General features: G+C 31.1%; 14 protein-coding genes and 1 tRNA gene. 9 read left to right on the forward strand and 6 right to left on the reverse strand.

The window, feature by feature from the left end:
- Positions 1 to 77 precede the first annotated feature (77 nt).
- The 3 genes from D1817_07630 (at position 78) to D1817_07640 (ending at position 1,911) form a co-directional block, all read left to right on the forward strand.
- Positions 78 to 743, forward strand: a complete 666-nt coding sequence (locus D1817_07630) for a hypothetical protein (GenBank protein AXT19753.1) — start codon at positions 78 to 80, stop codon at positions 741 to 743.
- Between the two features lie 156 nt (positions 744 to 899).
- The gene (locus D1817_07635) at positions 900 to 1,586 is read left to right on the forward strand and encodes an aquaporin Z (GenBank protein AXT19754.1); all 687 of its coding nucleotides are present in this window, start codon (positions 900 to 902) and stop codon (positions 1,584 to 1,586) included.
- A 1-nt stretch (position 1,587) separates the two neighbouring features.
- Positions 1,588 to 1,911 carry a hypothetical protein gene (locus D1817_07640; GenBank protein AXT19755.1) on the forward strand — a complete coding sequence of 108 codons (324 nt, stop codon included), beginning with the start codon at positions 1,588 to 1,590 and terminating at the stop codon, positions 1,909 to 1,911.
- A gap of 1 nt (position 1,912) precedes the next feature.
- Here D1817_07640 and D1817_07645 read toward each other — a convergent pair whose 3' ends face one another.
- Positions 1,913 to 2,491 carry a pseudouridine synthase gene (locus tag D1817_07645; GenBank protein ID AXT19756.1) on the reverse strand — a complete coding sequence of 193 codons (579 nt, stop codon included), beginning with the start codon at positions 2,489 to 2,491 and terminating at the stop codon, positions 1,913 to 1,915.
- A gap of 197 nt (positions 2,492 to 2,688) precedes the next feature.
- Between D1817_07645 and D1817_07650 the strand changes: the two genes are divergently transcribed.
- The 4 genes from D1817_07650 to D1817_07665 all read left to right on the forward strand — a co-directional run bounded on the left by D1817_07650 (position 2,689) and on the right by D1817_07665 (position 6,245).
- On the forward strand, positions 2,689 to 4,098 hold the full coding sequence (locus tag D1817_07650; protein AXT19757.1) for an MATE family efflux transporter: 1,410 nt from the start codon (positions 2,689 to 2,691) through the stop codon (positions 4,096 to 4,098).
- 81 nt (positions 4,099 to 4,179) lie between these two features.
- Positions 4,180 to 5,352, forward strand: a complete 1,173-nt coding sequence (locus tag D1817_07655; protein ID AXT19758.1) for a PLP-dependent transferase — start codon at positions 4,180 to 4,182, stop codon at positions 5,350 to 5,352.
- Positions 5,353 to 5,376: 24 nt separating this feature from the next.
- Positions 5,377 to 6,096, forward strand: coding sequence for a bacillithiol biosynthesis deacetylase BshB1 (bshB1, locus tag D1817_07660; protein AXT19759.1), 720 nt, complete (start codon positions 5,377 to 5,379; stop codon positions 6,094 to 6,096).
- A gap of 73 nt (positions 6,097 to 6,169) precedes the next feature.
- A tRNA-His gene (locus D1817_07665) sits at positions 6,170 to 6,245 on the forward strand.
- Between the two features lie 126 nt (positions 6,246 to 6,371).
- On the opposite strand, the gene D1817_07670 is transcribed toward D1817_07665, so the two are convergent.
- On the reverse strand, positions 6,372 to 7,919 hold the full coding sequence (locus D1817_07670; protein ID AXT19760.1) for a peptidase: 1,548 nt from the start codon (positions 7,917 to 7,919) through the stop codon (positions 6,372 to 6,374).
- A 109-nt stretch (positions 7,920 to 8,028) separates the two neighbouring features.
- Positions 8,029 to 9,066, reverse strand: a complete 1,038-nt coding sequence (locus D1817_07675) for a M20/M25/M40 family metallo-hydrolase (GenBank protein AXT19761.1) — start codon at positions 9,064 to 9,066, stop codon at positions 8,029 to 8,031.
- A gap of 191 nt (positions 9,067 to 9,257) precedes the next feature.
- Here D1817_07675 and D1817_07680 point away from each other — a divergent pair, with 191 nt between their 5' ends.
- Positions 9,258 to 11,759, forward strand: coding sequence for a S9 family peptidase (locus tag D1817_07680; GenBank protein ID AXT19762.1), 2,502 nt, complete (start codon positions 9,258 to 9,260; stop codon positions 11,757 to 11,759).
- Between the two features lie 79 nt (positions 11,760 to 11,838).
- Here the strand turns inward: D1817_07680 and D1817_07685 are convergent, their stop codons facing one another.
- From D1817_07685 to D1817_07695, 3 genes are read right to left on the reverse strand one after another with little or no spacing between them, the layout of a single operon-like run.
- Complete coding sequence (locus D1817_07685; GenBank protein ID AXT19763.1) at positions 11,839 to 13,458, reverse strand: hypothetical protein; 1,620 nt, start codon at positions 13,456 to 13,458, stop codon at positions 11,839 to 11,841.
- A gap of 27 nt (positions 13,459 to 13,485) precedes the next feature.
- Positions 13,486 to 14,442 (reverse strand): leucine-rich repeat domain-containing protein, encoded by a 957-nt coding sequence (locus D1817_07690; protein AXT19764.1) that lies wholly within the window; start codon positions 14,440 to 14,442, stop codon positions 13,486 to 13,488.
- On the reverse strand, positions 14,435 to 15,364 hold the full coding sequence (locus tag D1817_07695; protein ID AXT19765.1) for a hypothetical protein: 930 nt from the start codon (positions 15,362 to 15,364) through the stop codon (positions 14,435 to 14,437). Before D1817_07695 ends, D1817_07690 begins: the two co-directional genes overlap by 8 nt.
- A 169-nt stretch (positions 15,365 to 15,533) precedes the next feature.
- Here D1817_07695 and D1817_07700 point away from each other — a divergent pair, with 169 nt between their 5' ends.
- Positions 15,534 to 15,941, forward strand: coding sequence for a hypothetical protein (locus tag D1817_07700; protein AXT19766.1), 408 nt, complete (start codon positions 15,534 to 15,536; stop codon positions 15,939 to 15,941).
- Positions 15,942 to 15,971: the final 30 nt, after the last annotated feature.

Below are 15,971 nucleotides of genomic sequence, written 5' to 3' on the forward strand. Positions count from 1 at the left end.
TCGAAAAATGTAAGAATTTTTTGAATAGGACTTTTTTTGTACTAGTTTTAAGGCATTAACCAATAACTTAAAATTAGATGACAAGGGACGAACACTTAAAATTCTGTAAAAAATGTGTTAATAGAGAATTGAATATGCAAATTGGGCTAGTTTGCAATATTACAGGAAAAATTGCTGATTTTGATAATGAATGTAAATCATATGAACTAGATGATACAATTGTCGAAAAATTAGATGATACTCAAGCAGTAGAACATCAAGATGCATTATATAAGTTATCTGATAAACATATTGAAAAATTTAAATTAGAACAAAACTATAGAAGAGCACTTATAGGAAGTATTGTTGTTGGTGTTATTGGTGCTATATTATGGGCAGCTATTACAGTAGCTACAGAATATCAGATCGGTTATATGGCAATAGCTATAGGAGCAGGAGTAGGATTATCAATGCGCTTTTTAGGGAAAGGAATAGACCAAATTTTTGGAATTACTGGTGCAATAGTAGCAGTAATTAGTTGTTTGTTGGGTAATTTCTTTGGGATTATTGGATTTGTTGCAAATTTGGAAAACTTAGGATATATAGAGACACTTGGAATGTTTGATTATAGCCAATTAATACCAATAATGTCTGAAGCATTTAGTCCAATCGATTTATTATTTTATGGAATCGCAGGTTTCGAAGGATATAAATTAGCTTTTAGAAAATTCACTGAAAAAGAATTACATCAACTAGAAAATTAGAAAATATATTGAGTAAGATCACTGATTTATAAAATTTAATCAAAGAAAACCTTAACGCTTTTTAATCCACTTAAATTAATTGACTATAATTAATTTTTAGCAAGACTTAGTTTTTTATGTTATTTTTAAAACAACTATTAACTAAAAATTAAGAATATGAAAAAATTAATTGCAGAATTTATAGGAACCTTATGGTTAGTGTTAGGAGGTTGTGGAAGTGCTGTTTTAGCTGCTGGTTATCCTGAGTTAGGAATTGGATTTGTAGGAGTAGCAATTGCATTTGGTTTAACTGTTGTTACAATGGCTTATGCAATAGGCCATATTTCAGGATGTCACTTAAACCCAGCGGTATCTATTGGACTTTGGATGGGAGGGCGTTTCGATAAAAAAGAGCTCATTCCTTATATTCTATCTCAAGTGTTAGGAGGTATTGCAGGTGCAGGAATTTTGTATCTTATTGTTAGCGGGAAATCGGGATTTGAAATTGGAGGCTTTGCAGCTAATGGTTATGCAGAACATTCTCCAGACGGATATAGTATGATGTCTGCTTTAGTAACTGAAGTCGTGATGACTTTTATGTTTTTAATCATCATACTGGGAGCAACACACTCAAAAGCGCCAAAAGGTTTTGCTGGCTTAGCAATAGGCCTAGGATTAACTTTAATACACTTAATAAGCATACCAGTAACAAATACATCTGTAAATCCAGCACGTAGTACAAGTCAAGCCTTATTTGTCGGAGATTGGGCATTAGACCAGTTGTGGCTATTTTGGTTAGCTCCAATAGTTGGTGCTATTTTAGCAGGAATAACTTATAAGTTTATGTCACCTGAAAAAGAATGATATGTGGGAAGAAAAACTAAAAACATATAATGCTTTAGTAAGTAAATGCTCAAGGTTTAAAAGAAAAGGTAAAACAATGCCATATACCTCTGCAAACGGTTATATGTTTTCTTTATATAATAAAACTTGTGAAATAGGAATTCGCTTTTCAAAAGAAGCTCAGGAAAAATATATGAAGGAGTTTGATACTACTCTATATAAATCATATGGAGCTATAATGAAAGGCTATATTTTAATTACAGAAGAAATGTTGTCTGATTTAGGTAATGTGGCAAAACTTTTAGATGAAAGTTATGATTATGTGATGTTTTTAGAGCCGAAGTAAACTAAAAGTGTTTTACTTCTATTACATCACCAGTTTTAATATTTAAATGAATATCTCCAATACGAACCCGTACTAAACGCAATGTGGGGAATCCTACTGCTGCTGTCATTTTACGTACTTGTCTAAATTTGCCTTCGGATATAGTTATAGATGCCCAACTTTTTGGACCGTGACGTTCATCTCTTACGTGCCGGTTTGCAATAGGTAAATGTTCTGTAGAACTAATTAAATGAGCTTTGCAAGGTTTGGTTAGATATTTTTCACCATCAACACCAATTTCAACACCTTTTTGCAGCTTTTCAATAGCTTCTGCATTAATAATACCATCTACTTGTATATAATATTCTTTTTCTACCTTTTTACTTCTAATATACTCGCTTACTTTTCCGTCAGTTGTTAAAAAGAGTAGGCCTTCAGAAGTTTCATCTAAACGACCAATTGCCATTGTTCCATCAGGGAAATTATATAATTCACCTAATTTTCTCTTACGAGCTTTACGCTTGCCTTCGTATATAAATTGACTTAAATAACCATAAGGTTTATGCAATATAAAATGACGATGTTCGGTGTGTGTAGGCATTTTTGTAATTAGAGTGCAAGATACAAATACTTATAATTAGAAGAGGTTGTTGTTAATCTCAAAATAATTTATCATATTTGTGACTATGATTGCTTAAATTATGTTTCCGAACTCTGTCGACAATATCTTCTCGACAATCAAAAAATGCTAAATATGTATAATGTTTAGCTATGTCTTACTTTTCAACATAATTAAAAATGCATTCAAAAAGCAAAATATCAATAAAACAATTTCTTCAATATTTTAAAATAGCTTTTTCTGGAAAAGAGCAAGAATTTACATCAGGAAGCATACGTCGGGCAGTATTTATGCTATCTATACCGATGATTCTTGAAATGCTTATGGAATCTATTTTCGCACTAGTAGATACATTTTACGTTTCTCGTGTTAGTGTAAATGCAGTTGCAACTATAGGGTTAACAGAATCTGTAATTACTTTAGTATATGCTGTAGCGATTGGTTTGAGTATGGCCGCTACAGCAATTGTAGCTAGACGTGTAGGAGAAAAGAATGTTAAAGGAGCTTCTCAGGCTGCTGTACAAGTAATTATATTAGGAATAAGTATTGCTGCTATTATTAGCACTATTGGTATTCTCTATTCTAAAGAAATCTTAGGATTAATGGGTGCTGAAGAAGACCTTATTGCCGAAGGGTATGGATATACTAAAATACTCTTGGGAGGTAATGTTACCATTATGCTTTTATTTTTGATAAATGCCATTTTTAGAGGTGCAGGAAATGCTTCTATTGCCATGTGGACTTTAATATTATCAAATGGTTTAAACATTATATTAGACCCCATATTTATTTTTGGATTAGGTCCTATTCCTGCTTATGGTGTTGAAGGAGCAGCTATTGCAACTACAATAGGTAGAGGGTCTGCTGTTATATTTCAATTACTTGCTTTATTTTATGGATGGAGTAAAATTAAAATTGCATTTGCAGATCTTAAGATTAAGTTAAGCATTATGCTTAATTTAGTACGAGTATCTTTAGGTGGTATTGGTCAATTTTTAATAGCAACATCTAGTTGGGTGTTTTTAATGCGTATTATGAGTGAATTTGGTAGTGATGTAGTCGCTGGATATACCATAGCCATTCGAGTAATGATGTTTACATTAATGCCTTCATGGGGAATGAGTAATGCTGCTGCAACTTTGGTGGGGCAAAATTTAGGAGCTCAAAAACCCGAACGAGCAGAACAGAGTGTTTGGAAAACTGGAAAATATAATGCCATTTTTATGGGTATTGTATCTGTTATTTATATAGTGTTCTCTACTCAAATTATTAGTTTATTTAATAATAGTCCAGAAGTGGTAAAATCTGGAAGTTTGTGCTTGAAGGTGATTGCTGCAGGTTATATTTTTTATGCTTATGGAATGGTAGTAATTCAATCATTTAATGGAGCAGGTGATACAAAAACACCAACTTATATCAACTTTATATGTTTTTGGATGTTTCAATTACCCTTTGCATATATAGTTGCAATTACATTTGAAGCTGGCCCTAAAGGGGTTTTTTGGGCCATAACACTCGCCGAAATATTAATAGCAGTAATAGGAATTATATGGTTTCGAAAAGGAAAGTGGAAGCTAGTGAAGGTGTAATGCTATTGCCATTATTTTGTTAAGACCAGAACTGTTTCTCCTATTCTTTTCATAAATTTGATGTTTAAAATAAATAGGTTTATGGCAAAAGAAAATATAGGGTTAAATACAATTTGTACCCATGTAGGGGAAATAAAAGACGAACAATTTAAAGGTGCTGTTTCACCTATATATTTATCATCTTCTTATGAATTTATGGATGTGGATGTAAAACGTTACCCTCGTTATTTTAATACACCTAATCAAGAGTTTTTAAGTAAAAAAGTAGCAGCTTTAGAGCATGCCGAAGCAGGAATGATTTTTGGATCTGGTATGGCAGCTATTAGCAGTGGGTTATTAGCTTTTTTGAAAGCAGGAGATCATATTGTATTACAGAATGATATTTACGGAGGTACACGTAACCTAATTGAAACACAATTTGATAGATATCAAATTGAATATACATTTACGAAGGGGCTAGAAGTTTCAGATTTTGAAAACGCAATTCAAGCGAATACAAAAATGATTTATATTGAAACACCTTCTAATCCATTATTAAAGCTTGTTGATATAAAAGGAGTAGCAGATATTGCAAAATCTAAAAATATAATTACGGCTATAGATAATACATTTGCATCTCCGGTAGTACAAACTCCAATCGACTTTGGAATTGATATTGTAATGCATAGTGCAACTAAATACCTTGGTGGTCATAGTGATATTTGTGCAGGTGCAATAGCAACTTCTCAAGAAAATATGGATGCAATCTGGAAATTTGCTATTACAACAGGAGGGAGTCTAAGTGATTTTACGGTTTGGATGCTTGAACGAAGTATGAAAACTTTAGGGATCCGTGTAAAAGCTCACGGACGTAATGCAAAAAAGATAGCAAAGTATTTAGATAAGCATGAAGCAGTTACTAAAGTATATTATCCAGGATTAAAATCTCATCCAGATCACAAATTAGCAAAAACGCAAATGAATGGTTATGGAGCTATGCTTTCTTTTGAGTTGGCGGAAGTAATAGATGCAAAAGCATTTTTAAAGGCTTTAAAAATGATAAAACCATCGATGAGCTTGGCAGGAGTAGAAAGTACTATGATATTGCCTTCAGAAACGTCACATGCATTGTTAACTCCTGAAGATAGAGCATCACAAGGTATTACAGATAATTTAATTCGTTTTTCAGTAGGTATTGAAGATAAAAAAGATATTATAAAAGATATAGATCAAGCTATAGCAATTGCTGCAAAAACTCCAGCAATGAGCTATTAATATATTACACTTAAAAGTAAAATAATGAAATTAGATATATTGTGTATTGCAGCACATCCAGATGATGTAGAATTAGCTTGTTCTGCAACAGTTGCTAAAGAAGTTGCCAGTGGTAAAAAAGTTGGAATTTTAGATCTTACCCGTGGAGAGTTAGGTACCAGAGGAAGTGCTGAAATTAGAGATGGAGAGGCTGCAGAAGCCGCAAAAATTTTAGGAGTCGCCGTAAGAGAGAATATGGCTTTTGCAGATGGATTTTTTATAAATAATAAAGAACATCAATTAGAATTAATAAAAAAAATAAGACAATATCAACCAGACATTGTATTATGCAATGCAATTGATGATAGGCATATAGATCATCCAAAAGGAAGTAACCTTGCTAGTGATGCCTGTTTTTTAAGTGGATTGATTAAAATTGAAACTGAATTGAACGGAGAGAAACAGAAACCATGGAGACCCAAGCAAGTATATCATTACATTCAATGGAAAAATTTAGAGCCAGATTTTGTAGTAGATGTTTCTGGTTATATGGATGTCAAGATGGCTGCAGTTGAAGCGTATCAAACTCAATTTTTTAACCCTAAGTATGAGGGTGAACCAGATACTCCAATCTCTAGTAAAAACTTTACAGAGAGTATTGTTTACAGAGCCAAGGACTTAGGACGTTTAATAGGAGTAGAATATGCTGAAGGATTTACTGTCGAACGTTTTGTTGCAGTAGAATCATTATTTGATTTAAAATAATAATGTAAAAACCTTTGCAGAAAAAGCGAAATAATTTACATTTGCACACGCGTTTAAAAACGCACTACAAATGGTGGTTGTAGCTCAGCTGGTTAGAGCGTCGGTTTGTGGTACCGAAAGTCGCCGGTTCGAACCCGGTCTTCCACCCAAAAAGTAAAAGCTTCTTAGAAATAAGAAGCTTTTTTTGTGAAAGTAATTTAAATACGGAATGATAATAAAAAAGCCTTTCAATATGAATATTGAAAGGCTTTTTTATTTTGAGAAGTAACTCCAGTTTATTCTATAGCTGAAACTTTATCTACTACAATACGATTTTCGCGATTTGCTAATTCCCATGCTGTATAGAATACTAAACGTGTACGATTTTCTAATAAATCATATTCTATTTTATCTGGTGTATCAGATGGCCTGTGATAATCATCATGTGTACCATTAAAATAAAATATAATTGGAATATTATTTTTTGCAAAACTCCAGTGATCAGAACGATAGTAAATACGATCTGGATGATTCTCATCATTATACGTATAATCTAATTCAAGATTTGTATATTTTGAATTGATCTCTTCTGAAATATTATGTAATTCAGAACTTAATTTATCAGCACCAATTAAATAAACGTAATCACGGTTGTCACTTTCACGTTTAGGATCAATACGACCAATCATATCAATATTTAAATCAACTACAGTGTTTTCTAATGGAACAATTGGATCAAAATCTGCATAATATTGAGAACCTAAAAGCCCTTTTTCTTCACCAGTAACGTGTAAAAATAAAATAGAACGTTTAGGACCATGTCCTTTTTCTGCAGCAGCTTTAAAAGCTTCAGCAATTTCTAAAACAGCAACCGAACCAGAACCATCATCATCGGCACCATTATTTATTTGACCATCAGCACTTATACCAATATGATCTAAATGTGAAGAAATAATAATATATTCATCAGGCTTTTCTGTTCCTTTTAATACTGCTGCTACATTTTCAGAACCTACTTGTGTAGTTACAGCTTCATAATTAAGAGACACTTTAGAATTTACTATTGCTCCTGTATTACTAGAGTTGATATTTTTAACTAAAGCTTTTCCTAAATTTTCATTTATCATAAAATGATGAATAGGTGCTTCACCACCTACAATAGATAAGCGATTACTCCCTCCACTTTCTGCTATTCTCTTATACCCTGCAGAATACCTTGGGAATAAGTCATTGCTCATAAAGAATACTGCAGCTGCACCTTTTTCTTTCGCTGCTTCACGTTTAGGAGTTAAAGCTTGACGTCCATTAGACCAAACTGAATTCTCTTTAGTGCCACTAATTAAATAAGTACCATCAGCATTTTGAGGCTCACCTTCTTTAATTACTACGATTTTTCCAGTTACATCAAGATTTTCATAATCATTATATTCTTCTGTATTGATTCCATACCCAGCATAAACAATATCAGTTGCATCTAAAGTAGCTGAAGGAGCTCCGTTTAAAGAAACTAAATCATCAAAATAATTAAATGTTTTTCCATTAACAGTAAGCTCTACATTAGGTGTTCCTATGGTTTGTAAAGGGACTTCTTGAAAATAATCACCTTCAGCAATTGGTGAAGGAATATCTAAGTTTACATAGTGATTTTTAAGATACTCAACTGCTTTTTTCTGACCTGGTTGCCCAGTTTCACGACCTTCAAATTCGTCAGATGCATAAGTATATAATTTTTCTTTTAATTCGTCTGAAGTAATCGTATTAGCATACTCATTTACATCAGCTGGTTCAGGCTTGCAAGATGATATCATTGCAATAACTCCCAAAAATAGGATTGTTTTTTTCATTATAAAATGATTAAAGTGAATGTTTTGCGATATTACAAAAAAGAAAACCTAAGGAAGATTTTTATACTTTGTTTTTAACAATTTTTAACAATAAAATCCTTTTAAATTACTATTTATCTACAGTAATACGATTCTTTTGATTGGCTAGTTGCCAAGCTGTAGCAAAAATTAAACGCGTTCGTTTTTCTAATAAGCCATACTCTATTTTATCTGGAGTATCTGTAGGTTTGTGATAATCGTCATGTTCTCCGTTAAAATAAAAGATTACAGGAACTCCTTTAGCAGCAAAATTATAATGATCTGATCGGGAATAAAAATCATTACTATCATTTTCATCATTAAATTTATAATCTAATTCAATATTAAAAAAACGATTGTTAATTGCTTCAGAAACATAATGTAATTCTGTACTTAAGCGATCTGCTCCAATTAAATATAGATAATCTGTTTTAGTTTTTTTTTCGTGAACCCTATCTATACGGCCTATCATATCTATATTAAGATTTACTACAGTATTCTTTATAGGAAACACAGGGTTTTCTGTATAATATCGTGATCCTTGCAATCCAATTTCTTCTGCAGTTGTGTGTAAAAATAAAATACTTCGTTTGGGGCCAAAACCCGCATCTTTGGCTTCTTTAAAAGCCTGTGCCATTTCTAATAATGCTACAGTACCAGAACCATCATCATCTGCTCCTAAATAGACTTCTCCATCTTGAATACCTTCATGATCTAAATGTGCAGAAACTATAATGATTTCTTCAGGAATTTCACTTCCTTTAATATAGGCCAATACATTTTCTGAATCATTAAAATCATCACCTAAATATGATTTTGGTATTGTTTGAAAGTAATTGTCGTTTTTAAATGGAGAAGGAACATCTTGAGAAATATAATAATTTTTTAAATATTCTGCTGCTTTTTTCTGCCCTTTAGTACCTACACCCCTTCCTTCAAAATCTCTAGAAGCGTAAGTATATAAGTGTTTTTCTAAATCATAAGATGTAATCGTATTAGCATATTTCATTATTGTATTTGGTGATTCAATAACTATATTATCCTTGATTACTTGAATTTCTTCTTTATTACTTAAGTTAGAACAAGATCCAACTATAGATAATGCAGTTGCGCAAATAAGAGCTCTCATATATAATGATTGATTATTAGACAAATAAACTAAAAAAAACCTTAAATGTTTAATTTATATGCTCATAATTGTGATATAAAATAAAGCTTCTTATTTAAATAATTTGTGATTTCTTTAAGAATGATTTAATTAGAATAAATCATTAATTTGCAACACGAACTAAATTTTAAACTTCTAGTAGCTTATTCATTATGAAAAAAATTACATTATTATTAATACTATTTCTTAGTATTAATTTTGTTTTTGCACAGCAAAAAGAAACTCCAATTCCCAACTATAGATTAGCTTCTAAATTTTCACCTACTAAGTTAGGTAAGATTGTACATTCTACAAATGTAAACCCACATTGGTTAAAATCAGGGAATAGGTTTTGGTATCAGTATAAAACTTCTGAAGGCTCAAAATATTATCTAGTAGATGCAGACAGGCGCACACGCTCAGAATTATTTGATAATGAAAAAATGGCAAAATGGCTAACAGAGATCACTAAAGATCCTTATGATGGCCAACACTTGCCAGTATTCAACTTTAAATTTGTTAAAAATGAAACAGCAATTCGTTTTAGAGTAACATCTACAGAAGATGTTCCTGTAAAAGAGGATGAGAAAGATAAAAAAGAAGGAGATAACAAAAAGAAAAGTAAGAAAAAGTCTAAAACAGAGAAAAAAGTATATCATTTTGAGTATCGTTTAGGAAGTAATAGTTTAACACTAATAGACAACTCTAAAAAAGAAGATGATAGAAAGCGTTGGGCTAACATAGCTCCAGATAGCTCTATTGTAGTGTTTTCTAAAAATTTCAATTTATATTGGATGGATAAAGAGAACTACCTAAAAGCAGTTAAAGATGAAAAGGATAGTACAATTGTAGAACATCAATGGACTACAGATGGTATTGAGCATTTTAGTTATGGTGGTGGTTCTAGAGGAGAGAATAATGAAACTAAAGAGAAAAATAAAGATGATAGAAAACCTGTATTTGTTATATGGAATCATGATTCTAAGAAGTTTGTATTTCAAAAAACAGATCAAAGAGATTTAAAAGATCTTTGGCTAGTAAACACAACTAATAGCAAACGACCTACATTAGAAACATATAAATATCAAATGCCTGGGGAACAAGAATTCACGAAAACAGAGCTAATGATTTTTGATGTACCGTCTAAAAGTATTAATAAAGTACAATTAGATACTGTAAAACAACAAAATGTACAAGTGTATCGTGCTCCGACAAAACGTTCAAATTTTGATGATGATTTTAGACCTTCTTTACTATTATCTAAACAAGGTAAAATTTATTATAATACCATTAGCAGAGATCGTAAAAAATTAGATATCTGTGTAGCAGATATTAATACCGGCGAAGTAAAAGTATTGATCGAAGAACGTTTTAATACCTATATAGAATCACGCCCATTAGTTTTATTTAATAATGAAACCGAAATGTTACATTGGGCAGAGCGTGATGGATGGGCACATTTCTATTTATATGATAGTAATGGTAATTTAAAAAATCAAATTACTAAAGGGTCGTATCATGTTAGTAGTTTTGTTGGCGTAAATGAAAAGGCAAGAACGTTATTTTTTAATGCTAATGGTGTGCCAAGCGATCAAGATCCATATTATTCTCATTTGTATCGTATTAACTTGAATGGTACTGGATTAAAAAGTTTAAATCCAGGAGATTATAATACGACTGTAAGTATGGGAGATTCTAATGGATTCTTTGTGAATAATTATTCTAGAGTAAACACGATACCTAAATCTGAATTAAGAAATAGCGCGGGTAATTTAGTGATGAAGTTAGAAGAAGCCGATTTATCTCAGTTATTTGCCTCAGGATACCAATTCCCTGAACCTTTTAAAGTAAAAGCAGATGATGGAATTACTGATATTTATGGAGTAATTTATCGTCCATTCGATATTGATACTACAAAATCGTATCCACTAATCGAATATGTATATCCGGGACCACAAACAGAAGCTGTTGGGAAATCATTTAGTGCAAGAATGAATAGAACAGATCGTATGGCACAATTAGGGTTTGTAGTTATTACCTTAGGAAATAGAGGAGGGCATCCAGATCGTTCAAAATGGTATCATAATTATGGATATGGTAATTTAAGAGATTATGGTTTAGCTGATAAAAAATATGTTGCAGAGCAGTTAGCAGATAAATATGATTATATTAATATTGATAAAGTTGGAATTTTCGGTCACTCTGGAGGTGGTTTTATGTCTACTGCCGCAATGTTAGTATATCCTGATTTCTTTAAAGCAGCTGTATCATCATCCGGGAATCATGATAATAGAATTTATAATCGTTGGTGGAGTGAAACACATCACGGTGTTAAAGAAGAAGTAGATGCTGATGGCAAAGTGAGTTATAAATATAAGATTGATACTAATCAAGAATTAGCTAAAAATCTTAAGGGCCATTTAATGCTGGTTACTGGAGATATAGATAACAATGTACATCCGGGAGGAACTGTACGTATGGCTGATGCTTTAATAAAAGCCAATAAACGTTTTGATTATAGAATTATGCCAGGGCAACGTCATGGTTATGGCAGACTAAGTGAGTATTTCTTTTGGTTAAAAGCGGATTTCTTTAGTGAGCATTTTTTAGGAGTAGAACCTAATAGTGTGGATATGGTTGAGATTAATAGAGATATTCCTCAGAATAAGAAATAATAAATTTTACTGAATTAACAAGAACTAAAAAAAGCCGAAGTACATACTTCGGCTTTTTTTATAATCTTAATAAGATAATTTATCTTTTTTCAGGAAATAGTTCTGTATTCCATTCTAATGCTTTTTTAGCTTCTTCTAGCTGTAATCCATCTTCTAATACTTCTGCCAAACGTTGTAAATGATGTTTTTTTATAGTGTAGTTTTCATTATCTTCAACTGTCGGATATTTTGCTCTAACGGCATCAATTCCATTTCGTCTTACATCCATATAAATATATTGATCAAAATCTGTTGATGAATATTCAGATAAATCTGCTAGTTGATTTGACTTTAAATCATCTAAATTTTCATCAGTATGCAATTGTCCGTTGTATAGTACAGCGTGAATTCTTTGTGTATTGGTAATATCTTCTAATGGGTTGGCATCTAAAATTACAAGATCTGCAATATAATTTTCGTCAACTAAACCTAAAGACTCACTATGCTTAAAATATTGAGCAGGGTATAGGGTTGCTGTTTTTAAAGCATCGGCAGGAGTCATACCTGCATTTACATATTGCACTAATTCTTCGTGTAAACTAATACCAGTAATTATATATGGGTTTGGTACATCAGTACCTGCTAATACTTTTACTCCTAAATCGTGAAGTTTATTAATAATTTTTCCGTTAAATGCTAAACGCTTTTTAAAGTTATTATAATTATCTTGACTGAAATTTTCCATATTTCGTTTCCTAATTGAAGACCACCATGCTTTAAAATAAGTGGGTGTAAGCTCCAATTGTGGATTGGTTTCAAATAATAATTTTTCTAAATTCTTATCCTTACTAGCTTCTCCAAGTTTTACAAAATATTCTAAATTTACCATCGTAGGCGATTGATAAGTTTCATTTTCAATAAGAACTTTAGCTAATGCTTTAATTTCTTCTTCTGTAAAGTTAAAATCGCTATAATTGGATAGAGTATTACCAATTCCAAATAAATGTTCAATAGAACCTAAACCAGCTTTGGCAGCAGAAATCTGATTCATATCTCCAGGGATATGACCTGAGGTTACAATTCCTTTTTCTTTAGAATAACTTATAATTTCTTTAAATACGTCGGATGGAATGTTTTGAAATAGTTTAACGACTTCAATATCTTGGGCAATTAACGAATCTAAGGTGGGCTTTACATCTTCTAACTCATTTATAACTACTGAACTTGGAAAACGAGCACTTGCGCCTTCAATAATAACTCCAGATGAAATAATACGAGGTCCTATAATTTCTTTATTTTCTATTTGTTGTTTCCAGTGTTTTATAAGCTCATGATTGGTAATTCCTAAATCTCTTATACCAGTAACACCATACATAATAAACATAGGTAAGTTATCACTATCTGAATACGATCTAATATGTGCGTGCATATCCCATAAACCTGGAATAACATATTTATTTGTACCATCTACAATATGATCAGACTCTAGGTTAACTTCATTATGAGGAAGAATAGTTTGTATTTTATTTTCGTTAATAAATACATCCATATTTTTAGATAGCGAACCATCTTCAATATTCACAATATTAATATTTGATAAAATAACATCACCTGTTTGTGTTTTTTTACAACTAAAACATAATGTTAGTAGGAGAGAGGTAATTAAAAAATTACGAGAGATATAAACGGTCATAAAAATATTTTTTTCAAATATAAGCATCCCATTTTGTTAAGTACAATCAAAAAGTTATTTTGAAGGATACAATTTTTGCTCAAATGATAATAAGAAAAACCCTTTAAATATTTTTTTTGCATGAATACGTTCTTGAGTAGAAATAGGATTGTTATCGAGCAATAATCCTTTTAAACTATAATTGCCTTTTTCATATTCTACAGGAAAGCTAGTAATATCGTTATTATTAATATAAACCATAAGAAGTGCTTTCATGCCTATAAGTGCTTTAGGAAGTTCTTTAAATTTATTAAAACCAGCATGTATAACCCAAACTTTAGACATTCCTGAGATTTCTTTAGGAAGCTCTAAAAGATCGTTGTGATCTATATATAAATAACGAATTTGACTAATCGTATTTATAGTAGGCGGAAGCTTTGTTAACTTATTATGATCTAACCATAACGAATACAATTTGGGTATAGAACCTATATACGTATAGCTTTTCTCATCAGTAAGCTGATTATAAGATAAATTTAAATCGCGTAACAGTTTTAATGATGAAATTGACGATGGGAGTTTCTTAATTTTATTCTCTTTTAAATTTAAAAAAGCAAGAGGTAATTTATTAATTTGATTAAAAACAATATCTAAATTTATCCCTGGATTATAACCTAGAGATAACTGCTTTAGGTGTTTAAATCGTAAAATAGATTTTGGTAATGTTGAAATAGATAAACTATCTAAAATAAGAATTTCTAATTGATTTGGGTATTGTAAACTTTGGAATGCTTTATCTAAATCTAAGCTTGTATTCCCAGTTAGATCCAGCATTTTAAGTGATGGTAATTTGGTTATTGCTTTAGGTAGAATGGTTAAGTTTTGATGGCTTAAATCAATACGATGTGTTTTAGAAAATGATGTACTTGTATCTACACTAGTTACTGTTTTGCTATAAAATGCAGTATAAGTAGAACAACTACTTATAAGTAGCACTAATAACAAACCTAATATGATAATTTGTTTAATCATCGCTTAGTTCGTTATAAAATAAATTGCCACTAAACTCAAAAAACAATTTATCTTTTGCTTCTACATTCCAAGGAAACCTTGGGTTTAACCCATAACCATCGTGTAATATATTTTGAATATAAGCTCCAGCTTTCTGACTATTTACACCAAGCTTAGTGTAAAGAGAGTAATTGTTGTTTTGATATAGCCCATAACCATATACGTTACCATAAAATAAATCTTTAAAAGGAGGGAGTGTAAACCATACATTTTTACGACCATCATCAGAATTAATAGGGTTTCTAGGAGATAAACTATAATTGGGACGAGCTGTAAATAAATCGACTACAAACCCTAATTTATATAAGGTATTTACATTTTGAATATTAGTGAACCCAATATTTAAAGAACCTGTAGATCCGTAATCTGTACCTTGCCCGTTAAAAACTCCAAATTTAAGATCATTTCTAAAAGCGAGATGTATGCTATGATTTGCATTACTGAAACGAAGTAAAATAGCACCATTACGCAAGCCATAAGATTTTAAATTACCAGGTAAATAATCTTTTCCAAAACCTAAACCAATACCATTAAATCCTCCTTCTCCTTCTGGATTAAAAAGCAATGCTGTATTAACATTTGAGATTGCAGATCCTAATAAATTTGTATTCTGACCAATACCTCCTAAAGCAAAAAACTCATAAGAATAACCTAATCCAGATTGTTTAACTGTATGTCGTTTTAAAAAAGAATAAGCAGCTAATGATAAACCACTCTCAATAGAAATATCTCCATAGTTAGCAGTACCAAATCCAAATACTCCAACTTTTAACCATTGATTCTGGTTGCCTAAAGTAATTTCAGTTTTTAATAAAATACCTGCATCAATATTAAACTCTTGTGCACTGTTAGTAGTATATATACATAAGCATAACAAACACATAATGAATTGTTTTGATATGTATGATGCCATAAATATTTACGAAGTTTAGTTTATATAGTCGTAATAATACCATTATAAGTTACAATTGAAAACTAAAAACTATACTAATTTTAGAGTTGAAAAAATAATAGAATAAGTTATCTTTGAAATTCACTAAAAATTGAATCTGATGAAACGAATTATTACTGTTTTTTGTATGCTAATGTTGATTGGTATGACTTCTTGTAAAAAAGAACAGAAAACTGACGATACTCAGCAAATGAAGGAAGTTGTTGCTATTCATGACGAGTTGATGCCAAAAATGAATGTCATAGGAAATTTAATAACTCAGCTTAATAGTAGTCCAGATTCTTTAAAACATCAAACAGCTGTTAACGATTTAAAAGATGCGCATGAATCGATGATGAATTGGATGCAAGGTTTTGGAGATCGTTTTACTTATGAAGAAATATTAGAAGGAAAAACTTTAAATAAAGAAAAACAAGAACTTCTTGATAAAGAAGAGCAATTGGTAAAGGCTTTAGAAACTAAAATGCTTAAGAGTATAGAAAATGCTAAAGTCTTATTAAAAGAATAGTTTAAATTTATAACTAGTCAATAATTAATA

This window comes from Flavobacteriaceae bacterium (assembly GCA_003443635.1).
GTDB lineage: Bacteria > Bacteroidota > Bacteroidia > Flavobacteriales > Flavobacteriaceae > AU392.

What these genes read in the sequence shown, in the direction of transcription:
- D1817_07695 (AXT19765.1), bottom strand. Translation starts at nt 15,364, where the DNA reads ATGTGTTTGTTATGCTTATGTATATATACTACTAACAGTGCACAAGAG.
- D1817_07675 (AXT19761.1), bottom strand. Translation starts at nt 9,066, where the DNA reads ATGAGAGCTCTTATTTGCGCAACTGCATTATCTATAGTTGGATCTTGT.
- D1817_07635 (AXT19754.1), top strand. Translation starts at nt 900, where the DNA reads ATGAAAAAATTAATTGCAGAATTTATAGGAACCTTATGGTTAGTGTTA.
- D1817_07655 (AXT19758.1), top strand. Translation starts at nt 4,180, where the DNA reads ATGGCAAAAGAAAATATAGGGTTAAATACAATTTGTACCCATGTAGGG.
- D1817_07650 (AXT19757.1), top strand. Translation starts at nt 2,689, where the DNA reads ATGCATTCAAAAAGCAAAATATCAATAAAACAATTTCTTCAATATTTT.
- D1817_07670 (AXT19760.1), bottom strand. Translation starts at nt 7,919, where the DNA reads ATGAAAAAAACAATCCTATTTTTGGGAGTTATTGCAATGATATCATCT.
- D1817_07640 (AXT19755.1), top strand. Translation starts at nt 1,588, where the DNA reads ATGTGGGAAGAAAAACTAAAAACATATAATGCTTTAGTAAGTAAATGC.
- D1817_07645 (AXT19756.1), bottom strand. Translation starts at nt 2,491, where the DNA reads ATGCCTACACACACCGAACATCGTCATTTTATATTGCATAAACCTTAT.
- D1817_07700 (AXT19766.1), top strand. Translation starts at nt 15,534, where the DNA reads ATGAAACGAATTATTACTGTTTTTTGTATGCTAATGTTGATTGGTATG.
- D1817_07685 (AXT19763.1), bottom strand. Translation starts at nt 13,458, where the DNA reads ATGCTTATATTTGAAAAAAATATTTTTATGACCGTTTATATCTCTCGT.
- bshB1 (AXT19759.1), top strand. Translation starts at nt 5,377, where the DNA reads ATGAAATTAGATATATTGTGTATTGCAGCACATCCAGATGATGTAGAA.
- D1817_07690 (AXT19764.1), bottom strand. Translation starts at nt 14,442, where the DNA reads ATGATTAAACAAATTATCATATTAGGTTTGTTATTAGTGCTACTTATA.
- D1817_07680 (AXT19762.1), top strand. Translation starts at nt 9,258, where the DNA reads ATGAAAAAAATTACATTATTATTAATACTATTTCTTAGTATTAATTTT.
- D1817_07630 (AXT19753.1), top strand. Translation starts at nt 78, where the DNA reads ATGACAAGGGACGAACACTTAAAATTCTGTAAAAAATGTGTTAATAGA.